Origin of the sequence: Streptomyces sp. 2-1, assembly GCF_048564895.1 — a bacterium.
Taxonomy (GTDB): Bacteria; Actinomycetota; Actinomycetes; order Streptomycetales; family Streptomycetaceae; genus Streptomyces; species Streptomyces phaeochromogenes.
In genome coordinates, this window is record NZ_CP183383.1 from 9,413,181 (window position 1) to 9,429,755 (window position 16,575).

A 16,575-nucleotide genomic window follows, 5' to 3' on the forward strand; every position below is an offset into this window, starting at 1 on the left:
GCGGGATGACGGAGGCACGGCCGGGAACGGCCGCCTCGGCACCCCTCTGGGAGCGCGACGCGGAACTCGCCGCGGTCGCGGAGGCAGTCGACGCGCTGTGCGCGGGTTCGGCCTCGGGCAGCCTTCTGGTCTTCACCGGAGAGGCGGGCATCGGCAAGACCGCGCTGCTCGCCGAGTCGCGCCGGATCGCGGAGACACGCAAATGCACGGTGTGGTCGGCACGCGGTGGCGAGACCATCACGTCCGTTCCCTTCAACGTCGTACGGCAGTTGCTGCAGCCGGCGCTCGTGGCGTTGATGCCCGACGAGGCGCGTGAGTACTTCGGCGACTGGTACGACATCGCGGGACCCGCCCTCGGGATCGCCGAATCGGGCGACCGCCAGGCCGACCCGCAGGGCGTGTGCGACGGACTGGTCGCGGCCGTGCGCAGGCTCGCCCGACGCGAGTGGCCGCTGGTGCTGCTCGTCGACGACGCGCACTGGGCCGACCAGGAGAGCCTGCACTGGCTCGCCGCCTTCGCGGAGCGCCTCGACGACCTGCCCGTCCTCGTCCTGGTCGCCCGCCGCCCGGGCGACGCCACCGGCGACAGCGCCCGCCACCTCGACGCCATCGGCGCCCTGGCCGGCGCGATGCCCTCCCTGCGCGCGCTGACCCCGGACGCCACGGCGGGACTCACCCGCGCCACGCTCGGCGAGCACGCCGACGTCCCGTTCTGCCGTGAGGTCTGGGCCGTCACCGGCGGCAACCCGTACGAGACCGTGGAGCTCCTCGCCAAGGTCCAGGACAGCGACTTCGAACCGGTCGAGGAGTCGGCCTCCGAACTACGCGCGCTGAACCGCTCGGCGCGCGGCCGGGGACTCGTCGACAGGCTCGAAGGGCTCGGCGTGGACGCCACCCGGTTCGCCTGGGCGGCGGCCATCCTCGGCACGCAGATCTCCCTGGAACTGGCGGCCGAGCTCGCCGGAATGCCGCGGGACGAGGCGGAGCGCTGTGCGGCGCTCCTCGGCGCGGCGCGCATCCTCACCGAGGCCGACCAGACGACCGGTCAAGTCCAGGACGGGGACCTGGAGTTCGTCCACCCGCTCATCGCCACCGCCGTCTACCGCTCGATCCCGGACGCGCTGCGCACCGCGATGCACGGGGTGGCCGCCTCGGTCGTCACCGCGTCGGGCCTCGGCGCCGCCGCGGCCTCCCGCCACCTCCTCGAAGTACATCCGGACGACGACCCCGAACTCGTCGAGCAGATGCGCGAGGCCGCCCGTGAGCACCTCGCCGTCGGGGCCCCGGACGCGGCCCGCCGCTGTCTGGAGCGCGCCCTGCTGGAACCGCCGCTTCCTGAGGTCCACGCGCGCGTGCTCTACGAGTTGGGCTGCGCCACGCTCCTCACCTCGCCCGCGACGACGATCGGGCATCTGCGGCAGGCACTCACGCTGCACGGCCTGGAGGAGGAACTGCGGGTCGACGCGGTCTGCCGGCTCTCCTCCGCACTCATCCACAACGACCAGCCGGAGGAGGCCGTCGCCGCGGTCGACGCGGAGGCCGACCGGCTCCAGCCCGGCCCCGCCCGTATGCGCCTGCAGGCCGTGCACTACATGTGGGAGGGCGTCCACGTCGCCGAGGAGGACGCGCCCGGCCGCTCCCGCCGCCTCGCCGAGCTCGTCAAGCCGCTCACCGGCCGCGACAACTCCGAGCGCGCCCTGCTCATCCTGCGCGCCTTCGACGGGATGACCCGCGGGGAGAACGCGGAGGAGGTCGTCGAGCACTGTGACCGAGCCCTCGTCAACGGCCGCCTCGCGCCGGGCCTCGGGTGGACCGACACCGAGTGGAGCTTCGAGCTCCTGATGATGCTCGGCATCTCCTACGCGTTCGCGGACCGCCTCGACCGCGCCGAGAGCCTCTTCACGGAGGCCCAGCGGACGTACGAGCACGCCGGGTGGAGCGGCGGTCATCTGGCCGTCGCGCACGCCTTCGGCGGATACGTGCTCCGCAGACGGGGCCGCCTCGTGGACGCGGAGGAGTCCCTGCGCGAGGCACTGCGGCTCGCGGACCGGGTGGGCCAGGGTCTGCCCATGCACTGGTCGGCGGCGTGCATGCTCATCGACACGCTGCTCGCCCGCGGCCATGTGGGCGCGGCCGAGGAGATCGCCGAGCGGTACTCCTTCGAACCGCCCCACCCGTCCACGACCGTCCTGCCGGACACCCACTCGATAAGGGGCCGCCTGCTGATCGCCACCGGCCGCGTCGAGGAGGGCGTGAACGAGCTGGAGACCGCGGAGAAGAGGTCCGTGGCCCGCGGCGGCCACAACACGGTGATGGCGCCCTGGGCCGGAGATCTGGCCCGCACCCTCGCTGTCGCCGACCCGCGGCGTGCCGCCGAGGTGGCGGCCGACGCCCGCATCCAGGCCGAACGCTTCGGCACGGACAGCGCGATAGGAGAGGCCCTGCGGTGCGCCGCGGCTCTGGAGACCGGCCGACGCTCGGTCACGCTGCTCGCCCAGGCGGTCGCGTACCTGGAGGCTTCACCCTGTGCCTACGAGCATGCGGCGGCCCGCGTCGAGTACGGCATCGCGTCCCACTCCGTCACGGAGCTGACCCGCGGTCTGGCACTGGCGCGGACCTGCGGCGCGGACGGCCTGGTGACGAAGGCCCGGGAGGCATTGGCACTGCACTCGGGTCTGGTGCCCCGTCCCCGGTGACCTGGGGGCGGACGGGGCGGTGGCCCGGCACCTTCAGGTTCCGAGCAGCCGGTCCGTCGCCGCCTCCAGGCGCTTCCACATGTCCCGGTCGTACGCCTCCGCGTGGGCCCGCGAGGGACTCGTACCGTCGAAGTACTGGCCGGTGCCGGCCTGCCCCGACTCCGTGGTGGTGAGGGCCAGTACCCCCGCCGCGCCGTCGGAGATCGTGGACAGCGGCTCGACGCCGGCCTCGCGGACCATCGCGGTGTCGATGAAGGTGGCGGGGTGCAGCACGTTGACGGAGACGCCGGTGCCCGCGAGTTCCTCGGCGAGGGCGAACGTGTGGGCGGCCAGGGCGAGTTTGCTGCGGCGGTACGCCGTCACCCCGTCGTAGTCCCGTGCCGTCCCGAAGTCGTCGAAGTCCAGCGGCTGTTGGCCCGCCGAGCCGACGTTGACGATGCGGGACGGGGCGCTCGCGCGCAGCACCGGAAGAAGGGTACGGGTCAGGGCGACCGGCGCGAGGTAGTTGACCGCGAGCCGCAGCTCGTGACCGTCGACGCTCTCCTCCCGGCCTGCCCCGGGGATCCCGAAGCCCACCCCTGCGTTGTTGATCAGGACATCGAGCCGGGGGTGCGCCGCCGCGACCCGCGAGCCCAGCTCACGCACCTGCGCCAGCGACGCCAGGTCCGCCACGAACCCGTGGGCCTCGCCCTCCGTACGCAGCTCCGCGACCAGCCGTTCGGTACGCCCCGGATCACGGCCGTGGGCGAGGACGACGAAACCGGAACGGGCGAGCTCGAAGGCCACGTACCGGCCGAGTCCGGAGGTGGCACCGGTGATCAGAACAGTGGGCATGCCCTCACCCTAGGCACGGCGGCACGGTCCGTACGAGGTGCTGCTGAGCGTACGACCAAGAGGGGCACCGTCCGACGGCCGGCACGTCAGCCGGCCGCCTCGTCCTCCTCGGCGAGCACCCGCTGGGCCACGGCGAACGCCGAGTTGGCCGCCGGGACCCCGCAGTACACGGCGGTCTGCAGCAGCACCGCGCCGATCTCCTCCGGGGTGAGCCCGTTGCGGCGGGCGGCGCGGATGTGCATCGCCAGCTCGTCGTAGTGGCCGTGCGCCACCAGCGCGGTCAGTGTGATCATGCTGCGCTCGCGGCGCGCGAGCGTCGGATCGGTCCAGATCTCGCCCCACGCGTATCGCGAGATGAAGTCCTGGAATCGCGCCGTGAACTCCGACTGCCGGGCCTGCGCACGGTCGACGTGTGTGTCGCCGAGCACCTGGCGGCGTACCTCCATGCCCCGCTTGGCGCCGCCGTCGAAGTGCGCGCGCAGCGCGGTGAGTACGGCCTCCGGGCACTGCGCGGGCGCCAGGTGCGAGGCCCCCGGGATCTCGACGAGCGCGGCACCGGGTACCGCGTCGGCGATCTCGCGCAGATGCGCGGGCGGCGTCGCGGGATCCTCGCGCCCGGCGACGAGCAGCGTCGGCGCGCCGATCTCCGCCAGCCGCTCCCGGATGTCGAAGGCCGCGAGCGCGTCACAGCAGGCGGCGTACGCGTCCGGATCCGCCGTCCGGTGGTCCTCGACCAGCTCCGGAACGGTGAAACCCGGTGTGAACCAACGCGCGTCGGCCCCCTCCGCGAGCCCGGCCAGCCCCTCGGCGCGCACCAGCGCGGCCCGCTCCTCCCACGGCTTGGAGCCGTTGAAGTGGGCGGAGGAGCAGATCACCGCGAGCCGCTCGATCCGCTCGGGGTGATGGACGGCGAGATGCAGCCCCACCGCGCCGCCCAGCGAGACACCGGCGTACGAGAACCGGTCGAGGCCGAGCGAGTCGGCTAGCGCGAGCACCAGTGCGGCGAGGTCGGCGATGGTCGCGCCGGGGCCGATCAGTCCGGCGGGGGAGTCGCCGTGGCCCGGCAGGTCCCAGCGCACGACCCGGTGGGTGACGGACAGTTCGGGCGCGACCTTGTCCCACAGGGCCGTCGACGTGCCGAGGGACGGACCGAGGAGAAGCGGGGGAGCGGTTACGGGACCCTCGGCGCGGTGGTGGAGCGACTTGCCGTCGGAAAGGGACTGTCGGGTGCTCAACTTCGCTCCAGGGCACGGTCGGTGAGGGCTCCGGCGGAACCGGTGTACTGGGTGGGGTCGGTGAGGGCCGCAAGGTCGAGGCCCTTCAACGCGGGTTCCTTCAACTCGGGCTCTTCGGCGAGGAGGTCCACGAGCGTGCGGTTCTCGGTGGTGGCCCGTCGCGCCGCCCGGGTGAGCAGTTCCTTGGCGCGGGCCCGCCCGAGTACCGGCGCGAGTTCGGCGGACAGCCGCTCGGAGACGATCAGGCCGTGGGTGAGGTCCAGATGGGCGCGCATCGCGTCCACGTGGACCCGCAGCCCCTCGGTCAGCTCGGCCGTGTCACGCGCGGCCCCGCCGACCAGCCGCAGCAGGTCACGCAGGGGCTCCCACTCGGCGTGCCAGGCACCGGCGGGCCGTTCGTCCTCGGCGGCCAGGGACCCGTACAGCGTCGCGGCGAGCTGCGGCGCCCGGCGGGCCGCCGCGGCGACGAGGGTGGAGCGCACCGGGTTCGCCTTGTGCGGCATGGCGGAGGAGCCGCCGCCCGTGCCCTCGCTCAGCTCACGGATCTCCGTACGGGCGAGGGTGAGCACGTCCGTGGCCGCCTTGCCGAGGGCGCCCGCGGTGAACGCGAGGGCTCCCGCCAGGTCGGCGACGGGCGTGCGCAGGGTGTGCCAGGGCAACAGCGGTGCGGCGAGGCCCAGTTCACGGGCGTACGCCTCGACGAGGGCAGCCGTGTCCGGGGTGCCGTACGCGGTGAAGGCCGCCAATGTGCCCGCCGCGCCGCCGAGTTGGGCCGGGAGCCCGTCCCGTACGGCCTGCACGCGGTCCCTGGCGTCCAGCACCAGCGACCGCCAGCCGGCCGCCTTCAGCCCGAAGGTGGTCGGTACGGCGTGCTGGGTGAGGGTGCGTCCCGGCATGACCGTGTCCCGGTGCTCGCGCGCGAGCCGCGCCAGCGCACGCTCCGTACGGGCGAGGTCCGCCAGGACCAGGTCCAGCGTCCGGGCGGCGAGCAGCATGGCGGCCGTGTCCATGACGTCCTGGCTGGTCGCGCCCCGGTGGACGTAGGGGGCGTACTCGGTGTCGACGGCCTCGACCACCGCAGTCAGGTCCGCGACCAGCGGGATTACCGGGTTGCCGCCGCCCCGCGCGCGGAGCGCCAGATCGCGGACGTCGAAGCGCGCCGCGTCGGCCGCCGCGGTGACCGCGTCGGCGGCCTCCGCCGGGGCGAGGCCGAGCGAGGCCTGCGCGCGGGTGAGTGCCGCCTCCGCGTCGAGCAGCGCCTGAAGGAAGGCGCGGTCCCCGGTAGCGGACTCGGCGGGCGAGCCCGCACGGCCGGGCGCGAGCAGGCCGACGTCCGAGCCGGGAGGACCGCCGGGATCGCTGGAACCGACGGGATCACCGGGACCGACGGGATCGCCCGAACCAGTGGGATCGCCGGGATCGGCAGGGGCGGCAGCTGTCACTGGAACTCCAGGAAGACCGTTTCGCCTTCGCCCTGAAGGCGGATGTCGAAACGGTACGTCCGGTTCGCGCCCTCGGCCGCGACCAGCGTGGCGCGCCGCTCGGCCGGCAGCGAGTCGAGCAGCGGGTCAGCGCCGTCGGCGAGGTACGCGCGGGTGAAGAGGTGGTGCGTCAGACCGCGCGCGAACACGCACACGCTGATGTACGGCAACCCGGTGTTGCCCGGCGGCAGCGTGTGGAGCGCGTAGTGCCCGTCGGCGTCCGTGGGGACCCGCCCGTAGCCCGTGAAGTCGACGCCGTTGCGGCCCACGAACCCGCCCGTCGACGGGTCACGGCGCATCGATCCGGGCGCGCCCTTCAGCGAGCCGTCGGGCGCCGCCTGCCAGAAGTCCAGCAGGGCGTCGGGGATCGGCGTGCCCGCGCCGTCGAACACGTACCCGTGCAGGGTGATCGCGTCGGAGTGGCCCTGCGGCGCCACCTCGGCGCCGCCCGGGAAGGGGAGCGCGTGCCCGTAGAACGGGCCGATGGTGTGGGACGGGGTGGGGAGCAGGCGCCCGGTCGTCTCGGTCATGGTCAACGGCCTTCTTCGATCCAGGTGGCGGAGGGACCGTCGAGGACGATGTCCCAGGCGTAGCCCATCGAGAACTCGGGCCGCGAGAGGTCGTGGTCGTAGGTGGCGATCAGCCGGTTCCGGGCCGCCTCGTCCGTCACGGACTGGAGGATCGGGTCGTACCGGAACAGCGGGTCGCTCGGGAAGTACATCTGCGTCACGAGCCGCTGGGTGAACGCCGTGCCGAACACGGAGAAGTGGATGTGCGCGGGCCGCCACGCGTTGGTGTGGTTGCCCCACGGGTACGGGCCCGGCTTGATCGTGGTGAACGAGTACCGGCCCTGATCGTCCGTCAGGGTCCGCCCCACACCGGTGAAGTTGGGGTCGTGCGGCGCCGGGTGCTGCTCGCGCAGATGGGCGTAGCGGCCGGCGGCGTTGGCCTGCCAGATCTCGACGAGCTGGCCGCGCACGGGACGGCCCTCGCGGTCGAGCAGCCGGCCCGACACGGTCATGCGCTCACCGATCGGCTCGCCGCGGTGCTGGAGGGTCAGATCGCTGTCGTGCTCGGTGATGTCGGTGACCCCGAACACCGGCCCCGACAGCTCGACCGCCTCCGGGTCGCCCCCGCTCACGGCGACCAGCGGCTGCTTGGGGTGCCGCAGGAGCGAGCTGCGGTACGGGGCGTAGTCGCGCCGCGGGTGGTGCAGGACCGGGGCGCCGCCGGCGACCGCCTTGTCGTAGGCGTCCTGGAGATCCTTGATCTCGGTGTCGATGTCCGACTGGGTGAGAGCCATGAGAGTTCCTAACGCTCCAGTACGAGGGCGAGGCCCTGGCCGACGCCGATGCAGAGGGTGGCGACGCCGACCCCGGTGCCCTTGCGGGCGAGCTGGTGCGCCACGGTCCCGGCGAGCCGGGCGCCGGACGCGCCCAGCGGGTGGCCGAGCGCGATGGCACCGCCCTGCGGGTTGAGGACCGCCGGGTCGAACTCGGGCCATTCGGCGACACAGCCCAGGACCTGCGCGGCGAACGCCTCGTTCAGTTCGAGAGTTGACAGATCGTCAAATCGCTTGCCCGCCTTGGCGAGTGCACGGTTGACGGCCTCGACGGGGGCGAGCCCGAAGTAGTCCGGGTCGAGCGCGGAGACACCGGTCGCCGAGACGCGGGCGAGGGGATCGCGGCCGATGGCGCGCAGGCCCTCCTCGTCGACCAGGAGCAGGGCGGCGGCGCCGTCGTTCAAGGGCGACGCGTTCCCCGCGGTGACCGTGCCGTTCTCCTTGCGGAAGGACGGCTTGAGCTTGGCCATCGCGTCCAGCGAGGTCGAGGCCCGTACGCATTCGTCGGCGCCGAAGACCAGTGGGTCGCCCTTGCGCTGGGGGACCGGCACCGGCGCGAGTTCGGCGTCGAACAGTCCGTCCGCCTGCGCCCGGGCGGCCTTCTGGTGGCTGCCGAGCGCGTACTCGTCCTGCTGCTCGCGGCTGATCTTGTGCTTGTCGGCGATGAGTTCGGCGGACTCGCCCAGCGGGATGGTCCACTGCGGGTCCATCCTCGGGTTGACCATCCGCCAGCCCAGGGTGGTGGAGTACATCTCGGTGTGCCCGGCGGGGAAGGGCTTGTCGTTCTTGGGCAGCACATAGGGGGCGCGGGTCATCGACTCCACGCCGCCGGCCAGGGCGACCGACGCGTCCCCGACCGCGATGGCGCGGGCGGCCTGGATGACCGCTTCGAGGCCGGAGGCGCACAGCCGGTTGACCGTCACGCCGGGCACGGAGGTCGGCAGCCCGGCCAGCAGTCCGGCCATGCGGGCGACATTGCGGTTCTCCTCACCGGCACCGTTCGCGTTGCCGAAGTACACGTCCTCGATCCGGGACGGGTCCAACTCCGGCGTACGGGCGAGGAGTTCACGGATGGCGTGGGCGGCCAGGTCGTCCGGGCGCACGGATGCCAGGGACCCGCTGTACTTGCCGAACGGGGTGCGGACCGCGTCGACGATGTAGACGTCCTTCACGACTGGATCTCCTCGATGAGCTCGTCTGCGATACGGACCTTCGCGGCGGTCTTGGCGACGATCTCCGCGACGGTGACGCCGGGGGCGGTCTCGACGAGCACGAGCCCCTCGTCGGTGACGTCCAGGACGCCGAGGTCGGTGATGACCCGGTTGACGCACGCCTTGCCGGTCAGCGGCAGCGCGCACTCCTGAAGGATCTTCGGCGAGCCGTCCTTGGCGGTGTGCGTCATCACCACGATCACCGTACGGGCGCCGTGCACGAGGTCCATCGCGCCGCCGATCCCGGTGATCATCTTGCCGGGGATGGCCCAGTTCGCCAGGTCCCCGCCCGCGGACACCTGCATGGCGCCCAGCACGGCGACGTCGATGTGCCCGCCGCGGATCATCCCGAACGAGAGCGACGAGTCGAAGTAGGAGGCGCCGGGCAGGACCGTGACGGTCTCCTTGCCCGCGTTGATCAGGTCCGGGTCCACCTGGTCCTCGGTCGGGTACGGGCCGGTGCCCAGGATCCCGTTCTCCGACTCCAGGATCACCTCCACGCCCGGCGGGAGGTAGTTGGGGATCAGCGTCGGCAGACCGATGCCGAGATTCACGTACTGGCCGTCGTGAAGCTCACGCGCCGCGCGGGCGGCCATCTCTTCCCTGCTCCAGGCCATCACGCACTCACCGTTCCCTCTGCGGCGGGCGCCGAGGTCGTCCGCTTCTCGATCAGCTTGGAGTTCGCCTGCTCGGGCGAAAGCGCGAGAACCCGCTGCACGAAGATGCCCGGCAGATGCACGGCGTCCGGGTCGATCTCGCCCGGCTCCACCAGCTCCTCCACCTCGGCGATCGTCAACCGCCCGGCCATCGCGGCCAGCGGGTTGAAGTTGCGGGTCGACTTGTTGAAGACGAGGTTCCCGTGCCGGTCGCCCTTCGCCGCCCTCACCAGCGCGAAGTCGGTACGGATCCCATGCTCCAGCACATACTCAGTGCCGTCGAACTCCCGCACCTCCTTCGGCGGCGAGGCAAGCGCCACCCCGCCGCTGCCGTCGTAGCGCCAGGGCAGCCCGCCGTCCGCGACCTGCGTACCCACCCCGGCCGGCGTGTAGAACGCCGGAATCCCGGCGCCGCCGGCCCGCAGCCGCTCGGCCAGCGTGCCCTGCGGGATCATCTCGACCTCCAGCTCCCCGCCGAGGTACTGCCGCGCGAACTCCTTGTTCGCCCCGATGTAGGAGCCGGTGACCCGGGCGATGCGGCCCGCCGCCAGCAGTACCGCCAGCCCGGACTCCATCGCCCCGCAGTTGTTCGAGACCACGCCCAGGCCGGAGACCCCGCGCTCGTACAGCGCCTCGATCAGCACGTTCGGCACACCGCTGAGCCCGAAACCGCCGACCGCCAGGGTCGCGCCGTCGGGCACATCGGCCACTGCCTCGGCGGCTGTGGCGACCACCTTGTCCATCTGCGAAGCCTCATCTCTGCCGAGCGTCAGCGGCCCGATTAATCAGGGCACTGAGTATTTCTTCGAGGTTTCAAACACGCTGCCATTCGAACCCCTGACCGTCAAGACCCCCAGGGAATCCGCAGCTCAGAGTCTCGTCGTACGGCGAGACAAGGAGAGCGGCTGCCCGGTATCGTTCAGTGCACCAACGAACAAGGAGGGCACATGACCGCGGTGGATCTCTCCGCCCACCCCGGGCACCTGGCCCGGCGGCTGCAGCAGGCGCACTACCTGCTCTGGAACACGATGGTCTCCGAGGAGATCACCTCACCCCAGTTCGCGGTCCTGAACGCACTCGTCGCCGAACCGGGGCTCGACCAGCGCTCGGTGGGGGAGCGGGTCGGGCTCGACCGGTCCACCATCGCCGAGGTCATCAGCCGCCTCGGCCGGCGCGGACTCCTGGACAAGGTCCGCGATCCGCAGGACGGCCGGCGCTTCCTGCTCCGCCTCACCGACGAGGGCGTGCGCGTCCACCGGAAGCTGACGGTACGGACGGCGCGGATGAACCAGGTCTTCCTGGCACCGCTCTCCGGCGAGGAGCAGACCGTCTTCTTCGATCTGCTCCAGCGGGTGTCGGACGCGGCGGAGGGCCTGCGCAACCCAGGCGCCCCGGTGGCTCCCCTCGTCACGCAGAGCTGAGGCTGCTGAGGCTCAGGACTTCGCTGGTCAGGCCTTCGCGAACACCACCCAGACCTGGCCCTCCGCGAAGTTCATGGGGCTGCCGTCCGTGGTCGTGAACTCCGTGCCGTCCTCGGCCGCCGGGCGCTTCCAGCCGGCGTCGAAGACCTTGCCGTCACGCAGGACCTTCGCCGTCCCCGTGCCCACGGTGTTCGTGTACGGGGTGTTGTTGCCCAGGAAATCGCGGAACGAGGACTTCCGGACGTTCACGTACTGCACGACGACCGTCGAGGCCGCCACCCGCTTGCCGTCCGTCGTGACCGTCGGACTGCCGTCCATCGACACCAGCCAGCGCTGCCGGTCCTGCGCCCAGTCGAAGGTGAAACGGGCCGCCGGGAAGCGGACCGTACGCGTGCTCTCGGCCTTCCCGCCCGCGGGCGCGGCCCCGTACTTGAACCCCGTCGTCAGCGCGTCCGCTCCGGGCACGGACTTCAGGAGCCGCTCGGGGCGCAGATAGAGGTTGTGCGGCGTGGGCTTGTCCGACCCCCGGTAGTACACCTTCCCGTCGTCCTCCGGGGACACCGCGCGCAGCGGCGCCCTGTCGATCAGCGGCATCAGCTTGCCCTGCGCGCCCGAGAAGGCCAGCGTCGGCTCGTTGAACTGGCGCAGCAGCTCCAGATCGGACTCGCGGGCGCTGCGCACCGGGCCGATGGCCTTCGGCAGCTTCGTCGCGTACACCGCCATCAGCCGGCTGAGACCGCCCTCCACCTGCTCCGCGTACACGATGTCCGCGGCGTCCAGGCCCGTCTGCGGCCGGGCGGCGGGGACGTTGTCGATCTTCACTGCGAGCGGTGAGGGAGCGCGGGGCGCCACGCTCTCCGGGCTGCCGCTGTCCGTGCTGTCGGGGACGTCCCCGCGCCCGTCGTCGAGCCGGTTCCCGGCTGTCGTACAGCCCGACGCCAGGGCGGCGGCCACCGTGGCAGCCAGCAGTGCCGCCGTCATCGTGCGGCGCCGCCTGAGCGCCATCCGTCCCATGCCCACCGTTGCCACCAATTCTCGTATTGATGATTGTGTGCTTATAAGTTCATTGATGGCCTTACCCGCTCGGTTCTGATTGCGCGCGCCGATCGGCCGATCAGCGCAAGTTGATGACCGATCGATACATGTGGAGGGGCCCGGCGGGGACTACCCGGGTACCCACATACGCCCCGTCCACTGCCGTCCACTGCCGTCCACTGCCATCCGGTCGGCCGTCCGGTCGGCGCCGGTCAGTCCCGCGGTCCCAGGATGTCCGCCAGGTCGTAGCCGACCGGCTCCTCCAACTGGGCGTAGGTGCAGCTCTCGGGCGTACGGTCCGGGCGCCACCGGCGGAAACGGGCCGTGTGCCGGAAGCGCTCGCCGTTCTCCATGTGCTCGTACGCCACCTCGCACACCAGCTCCGGCCGCAGCGGGAGCCAGGAGAGGTCCTTCTTGCCCGTCCACCGGCTGGGGGCGCCCGGCATCCGCGCCGACTCGTGCGCCTCCCCCTCCGTCCAGGCCGCCCACGGATGCCCGGCGGCCGACTCCATCCGAAGCGGCTCAAGCTCCGCGATCAGCTCCTCACGCCTCTTCATGGTGAAGGCCGCGCACACCCCCACGTGCTGCAACGTCCCCCCGGCGTCGTACAGACCGAGCAACAGCGAACCGACGACCGGCCCGCTCTTGTGGAGCCGGTAGCCCGCGACCACCACGTCAGCCGTCCGCTCGTGCTTGATCTTGTACATCAGGCGCTCGTCCCGCCCGTAGCGCAGCGCGAGCGGCTTGGCGACGACCCCGTCGAGGCCCGCGCCCTCGTACTGCTCGAACCACCGCTGCGCCACCTCGATGTCCGTCGTCGCCGGTGCCACATGCACCGGAGCCGTGGCGCCGGACAGCGCCGCCACCAGCAGCGCCCGCCGGTCGCTCAGCGGCACGTCCAGTAGCGACTCGTCGGCGAGCGCGAGCAGATCGAACGCCACGAACGACGCCGGATTCCGCTCGGAGAGCGTCTTCACCCGGGAGGCCGCCGGGTGGATGCGCTCGGTGAGCGCGTCGAAGTCGAGCCGCCCGTCGCGCGCGATCACGATCTCACCGTCGACCACACAACGCTCCGGCAACCGCTCCCGCAGCGCCTCCACCAACTCGGGAAAGTATCTGACCAGCGACTTCGTCGAACGACTCCCGATCTCGACCTCGTCCCCGTCCCGGAAAACGATCGCCCGGAACCCGTCCCACTTCGCCTCGTAGTGCATGTCCGGAGGAATCCTGGCCACGGACTTGGCGAGCATGGGTTTCACGGGGGGCATCACCGGTAGATCCATGTTCTGATTCTGCGCGGACCGGAGACGATTCGCCCGGTGTAGGGGCATGCACCCGAATATGCGAGGCGCGCCCGGTGCGCCTACCGTGGCTCGCATGGCAGACGCGGTGCAGCTGGAGGTGGCCGGGCGGACGGTACGGCTGTCCAGTCCGGACAAGGTCTTCTTTCCGGAGCGCGGGTTCACCAAGCGGGACCTCGCCGAGTACTACATCGCCGTCGGCCCGGGCATTCTGCGCGCGCTGCGGAACCGGCCCACGACCCTGGAGCGCTACCCGGACGGCGTGACCGGGGAATCGTTCTTCCAGAAGCGGGCGCCGAAGAACATGCCCGACTGGATCCCCACCGCGCACATCACCTTTCCCAGCGGACGCAGCGCGGACGAGATGTGTCCGACGGAGGCCGCCGCCGTCCTGTGGGCCGCCCAGTACGGCACGCTGACCTTTCACCCCTGGCCCGTACGCCGTGATGACGTCGACAGCCCCGACGAACTGCGCATCGACCTCGACCCTCAGCCGGGTACCGACTACGCCGACGCCGTCCGCGCCGCCCACGAACTGCGCGAAGTGCTCCACGAGTACGGGGATCTGCGTGGCTTTCCCAAGACATCCGGAGGCCGCGGTCTGCACGTCTTCGTGCCGATCGAGCCGCGCTGGACCTTCACCCAGGTCCGCCGGGCCGCGATCGCCGTCGGGCGTGAGCTGGAGCGGCGGATGCCGGAGCAGGTGACCACGGCCTGGTGGAAGGAGGAACGGGGCGAGAAGATCTTCGTCGACTACAACCAGACGGCCCGTGACCGCACCATCGCCTCCGCCTACTCCGTACGCCCCCGCCCGCACGCCCCGGTCTCGGCGCCCCTCACCTGGGACGAGGTCCCCGACGCCGTACCCCGTGACTTCGACCTCGCGACCATGCCCGCGCGCTTCGCCCGACTCGGCGATGTGCACGCGGACATGGACGAGCATGCCTACTCACTCGAAGCCCTGCTCGAACTCGCCAGCCGTGACGAACACGACCACGGCCTGGGCGACCTGCCGTACCCGCCCGAGTACCCGAAGATGCCGGGTGAGCCCAAGCGGGTACAGCCGAGCAGGGCCAGGGACAAGAAGGAGAACGGCCCTACAACTCCTTGATCACAGCGTCTGGATCACAACTCCTTGATCACAGCTCCTTGATCCTGATGTCCCGGTACGAGACGACATCCGTCGTGCCGTGCACCTGCAGTCCGAGATAGCCGGAGGCGAACCGTCGCCCGTCCGTGCCCGGGTCGTCCGAGCGCGGCGGGGTGAAGTCCTGGCCACCGGTGTTGTCGAACTCGTTGATCAGCACACCGTTGCGGTAGATCGAGTAGTGCTGGTCCACCACACGGATCTCGTAGTCGTTCCAGGTGCCCTTCTGGGTGACACCGGCCCCGGCCAGACCCACGCGGTCGAAGCCGTAGATCGAACCGCTCTTGTACATGTCGCCGGTTGGGCTGTCGAACGCCTGGATCTCGTGCCCGTACTTGATGGCGACCCACTCGGGCCGGGACTCCTCGGGGTGGTTGTGGACTCCCGGGAACCGCACGAACACACCGGAGTTGGCGTTGCCCGTGCCCGGCGCGTCGTCACGCCACTGGAGCTTCAGCGAGAAGTCCCCGTACTTGCGCTCGGGGAACCACAGCATGCCGAGCCCGGCCCTCGTCGTGCCCGAGGTGATGGTCCCGTCGGCGTTCAGGCCGAACGAACCGCCGCCCACGTGCTGCCACTTGGCGAACGACGCCGGCGTACCGTCGAGGATCGTCCGGTAGCCCTCGGTCTGGCCGGGCTTGCCGATGCCCGACTGCTTGGCCGCCTTGTTGATCAGGTTGTACTCGCGCTGGACGACGACACCTTCCTTCAGGAGGGCGTCCAGGACCGTCGTCACGTGCTTGAGGAACAGCGCGTGGGACGTCCACTCCTTCTCGTCCTCGATCAACTCGTTGATGCGGCAACGGCTGTTGGTGATCCGGTTCGGCACGCCCGAGTCGATCGTGCCGACGATGACCGTCAACCGCTCGTCGTACTCGGCACAGTTGGGCGCCGGCACACCGCCGCCCGGGGCGACCGTGAAGCTCACGGACCGGGCGTCGGAGGTGTTGCCCGCCTTGTCACGCGCGCGGTACGCCACGGTGTGCGCGCCCACGCGGTCGACCACCACGGGAGCGGTGTAGGCGAGGTAGGGCCCGCCGTCGAGCGAGTACTCGATCGCCTCGACCCCCGAACCGTGCGCGTCCGTCGCGGTCACCGTCACCTTGGCGTTGTTGATGTACGCCCCGGACGAGTTCTTCGTGCCGTCGACGCTCACGCCGGTCACCGGGGGAGTCTTGTCCTCCTCGGGCGGTGCGACGACGGTGAAGGAGACGGACTTCTCGGCCGCCGCGTTGCCCGCCTTGTCCGTGGCCCGGAAGCGCACCTTGTGGGTGCCCACCTCGTGGACCATGACCGGGGCGGTGTACGGCTGCCAGGCGCCCGCGTCACCGATCGCGTACTCGATGGTGTTGACGCCGGAACCGGTGTCGGAGGCCGTCACCGTGACGGTCGCCATGGAGAGGTACTCCCCTTGCGGGTTCTGCTCACCTGTCACGGCGGCCGACGTCTCCGGGGGAGTGGTGTCGTCCGTCGGCTTGGCGACCACCGTGAACGACTCCGCCTTCTCGGCGGCCATGTTCCCGGCCTTGTCGAGCGCCCGGTAGCGGACCTTGTGGGCGCCGACCTGATCGACCACCACCGGCGTGGTGTACGGCTGCCAGGCACCCGCGTCACCGATCGCGTACTCGATCCGTTCCACACCCGAACCGGCGTCCGTCGCGCTGAGCGTCACGGTCGCCGAACCGACGTACGCGCCGTCCGCGTTCTGCGTCCCGCTCACGTCCGCCGCGGTCTCCGGCGCGGTGGTGTCCTCGCCGGTGCCCTCGGTGACCACGAGGATGCCCTGCATCTGGCCGTGGCCGGGGATGGTGCAGAAGTAGCGGTACCGGCCGGGAGTGAGTGTCACCTCGGCCGTGTACTTGCCGCCCTGGTCGTCGTTCGGGCTGGCCAGGATGTTCAGCGGTACGTCGTTCTGGTACTCCGGGTCGGACACGTCGAACGTCAACGTGTGCGGCATTCCCATGGTGTTGCCGGTCGCCTTGCTGTTCTCGAAGACGATCGTCGTGGGGCCCGCGACCGCCGTGGTGGGGGCGGACGCGTACTTGGTGATGTCGTCGCCGGCCGTCCACGTGAGTGTCTGCGCGGCGGCTGCCGCGCCGGCCGGAGCGCCGTCGGTCTGGCCGGACGCCTGGGTGGACGCGAGCCCGAGCACCATCAGCAGCGACGCCACAAGTGCCGTCCACAGCCGTCCAGTTCTTCGCCTTCGCATGTCCGTC

14 protein-coding genes are annotated in these 16,575 nt (G+C 71.3%); 3 read left to right on the forward strand and 11 right to left on the reverse strand.

The window, feature by feature from the left end; all coding sequences use genetic code 11:
* The first annotated feature begins 5 nt into the window (after positions 1–5).
* A complete protein-coding gene (locus ACN20J_RS41300; RefSeq protein ID WP_364184166.1) occupies positions 6–2,696 on the forward strand; it encodes an ATP-binding protein in 2,691 nt (896 codons plus the stop codon).
* Between the two features lie 33 nt (positions 2,697–2,729).
* On the opposite strand, the gene ACN20J_RS41305 is transcribed toward ACN20J_RS41300, so the two are convergent.
* The 8 genes from ACN20J_RS41305 to ACN20J_RS41340 all read right to left on the reverse strand — a co-directional run bounded on the left by ACN20J_RS41305 (position 2,730) and on the right by ACN20J_RS41340 (position 10,198).
* Complete coding sequence (locus tag ACN20J_RS41305; RefSeq protein ID WP_419667940.1) at positions 2,730–3,530, reverse strand: SDR family NAD(P)-dependent oxidoreductase; 801 nt, start codon at positions 3,528–3,530, stop codon at positions 2,730–2,732.
* Positions 3,531–3,616: 86 nt separating this feature from the next.
* The gene (pcaD, locus tag ACN20J_RS41310; RefSeq protein ID WP_419667941.1) at positions 3,617–4,765 is read right to left on the reverse strand and encodes a 3-oxoadipate enol-lactonase; all 1,149 of its coding nucleotides are present in this window, start codon (positions 4,763–4,765) and stop codon (positions 3,617–3,619) included.
* Positions 4,762–6,090, reverse strand: a complete 1,329-nt coding sequence (gene pcaB, locus ACN20J_RS41315) for a 3-carboxy-cis,cis-muconate cycloisomerase (protein ID WP_419669046.1) — start codon at positions 6,088–6,090, stop codon at positions 4,762–4,764. Before pcaB ends, pcaD begins: the two co-directional genes overlap by 4 nt.
* 113 nt (positions 6,091–6,203) lie before the next feature.
* A complete protein-coding gene (gene pcaG, locus ACN20J_RS41320) occupies positions 6,204–6,776 on the reverse strand; it encodes a protocatechuate 3,4-dioxygenase subunit alpha (RefSeq protein WP_190227369.1) in 573 nt (190 codons plus the stop codon).
* Positions 6,777–6,778: 2 nt separating this feature from the next.
* The gene (gene pcaH, locus ACN20J_RS41325; protein ID WP_419667942.1) at positions 6,779–7,549 is read right to left on the reverse strand and encodes a protocatechuate 3,4-dioxygenase subunit beta; all 771 of its coding nucleotides are present in this window, start codon (positions 7,547–7,549) and stop codon (positions 6,779–6,781) included.
* 8 nt (positions 7,550–7,557) lie between these two features.
* Positions 7,558–8,760 (reverse strand): thiolase family protein, encoded by a 1,203-nt coding sequence (locus tag ACN20J_RS41330; RefSeq protein WP_361919769.1) that lies wholly within the window; start codon positions 8,758–8,760, stop codon positions 7,558–7,560.
* Positions 8,757–9,416 carry a CoA transferase subunit B gene (locus ACN20J_RS41335; protein WP_190227372.1) on the reverse strand — a complete coding sequence of 220 codons (660 nt, stop codon included), beginning with the start codon at positions 9,414–9,416 and terminating at the stop codon, positions 8,757–8,759. The genes ACN20J_RS41330 and ACN20J_RS41335 overlap by 4 nt, the downstream gene beginning before the upstream one ends.
* On the reverse strand, positions 9,416–10,198 hold the full coding sequence (locus ACN20J_RS41340) for a CoA transferase subunit A (RefSeq protein ID WP_190227373.1): 783 nt from the start codon (positions 10,196–10,198) through the stop codon (positions 9,416–9,418). Before ACN20J_RS41340 ends, ACN20J_RS41335 begins: the two co-directional genes overlap by 1 nt.
* Positions 10,199–10,402: 204 nt before the next feature.
* Here ACN20J_RS41340 and ACN20J_RS41345 point away from each other — a divergent pair, with 204 nt between their 5' ends.
* Positions 10,403–10,876 (forward strand): MarR family winged helix-turn-helix transcriptional regulator, encoded by a 474-nt coding sequence (locus tag ACN20J_RS41345; protein WP_364184157.1) that lies wholly within the window; start codon positions 10,403–10,405, stop codon positions 10,874–10,876.
* A gap of 27 nt (positions 10,877–10,903) precedes the next feature.
* Here ACN20J_RS41345 and ACN20J_RS41350 read toward each other — a convergent pair whose 3' ends face one another.
* Positions 10,904–11,890: a DUF3048 domain-containing protein gene (locus ACN20J_RS41350; RefSeq protein WP_361900865.1), complete on the reverse strand. Its 987-nt coding sequence runs from the start codon at positions 11,888–11,890 to the stop codon at positions 10,904–10,906.
* 233 nt (positions 11,891–12,123) lie between these two features.
* The gene (locus ACN20J_RS41355) at positions 12,124–13,194 is read right to left on the reverse strand and encodes an ATP-dependent DNA ligase (RefSeq protein WP_190227376.1); all 1,071 of its coding nucleotides are present in this window, start codon (positions 13,192–13,194) and stop codon (positions 12,124–12,126) included.
* A 94-nt stretch (positions 13,195–13,288) separates the two neighbouring features.
* Here ACN20J_RS41355 and ligD point away from each other — a divergent pair, with 94 nt between their 5' ends.
* Entirely contained in the window at positions 13,289–14,323 is a 1,035-nt protein-coding gene (ligD, locus tag ACN20J_RS41360) for a non-homologous end-joining DNA ligase (protein WP_361900869.1), read from the forward strand.
* Between the two features lie 28 nt (positions 14,324–14,351).
* Here the strand turns inward: ligD and ACN20J_RS41365 are convergent, their stop codons facing one another.
* Positions 14,352–16,568: an OmpL47-type beta-barrel domain-containing protein gene (locus ACN20J_RS41365; RefSeq protein WP_190227378.1), complete on the reverse strand. Its 2,217-nt coding sequence runs from the start codon at positions 16,566–16,568 to the stop codon at positions 14,352–14,354.
* Positions 16,569–16,575: the final 7 nt, after the last annotated feature.

Bases quoted from the DNA above. Each gene is read 5' to 3' on its own strand.
- ACN20J_RS41300 (WP_364184166.1), top strand. From the start codon at position 6: ATGACGGAGGCACGGCCGGGAACGGCCGCCTCGGCACCCCTCTGGGAG.
- ACN20J_RS41305 (WP_419667940.1), bottom strand. From the start codon at position 3,530: ATGCCCACTGTTCTGATCACCGGTGCCACCTCCGGACTCGGCCGGTAC.
- pcaG (WP_190227369.1), bottom strand. From the start codon at position 6,776: ATGACCGAGACGACCGGGCGCCTGCTCCCCACCCCGTCCCACACCATC.
- pcaH (WP_419667942.1), bottom strand. From the start codon at position 7,549: ATGGCTCTCACCCAGTCGGACATCGACACCGAGATCAAGGATCTCCAG.
- ACN20J_RS41335 (WP_190227372.1), bottom strand. From the start codon at position 9,416: ATGGCCTGGAGCAGGGAAGAGATGGCCGCCCGCGCGGCGCGTGAGCTT.
- ACN20J_RS41340 (WP_190227373.1), bottom strand. From the start codon at position 10,198: ATGGACAAGGTGGTCGCCACAGCCGCCGAGGCAGTGGCCGATGTGCCC.
- ACN20J_RS41345 (WP_364184157.1), top strand. From the start codon at position 10,403: ATGACCGCGGTGGATCTCTCCGCCCACCCCGGGCACCTGGCCCGGCGG.
- ACN20J_RS41350 (WP_361900865.1), bottom strand. From the start codon at position 11,890: ATGGGACGGATGGCGCTCAGGCGGCGCCGCACGATGACGGCGGCACTG.
- ACN20J_RS41355 (WP_190227376.1), bottom strand. From the start codon at position 13,194: ATGGATCTACCGGTGATGCCCCCCGTGAAACCCATGCTCGCCAAGTCC.
- ligD (WP_361900869.1), top strand. From the start codon at position 13,289: ATGGCAGACGCGGTGCAGCTGGAGGTGGCCGGGCGGACGGTACGGCTG.
- ACN20J_RS41365 (WP_190227378.1), bottom strand. From the start codon at position 16,568: ATGCGAAGGCGAAGAACTGGACGGCTGTGGACGGCACTTGTGGCGTCG.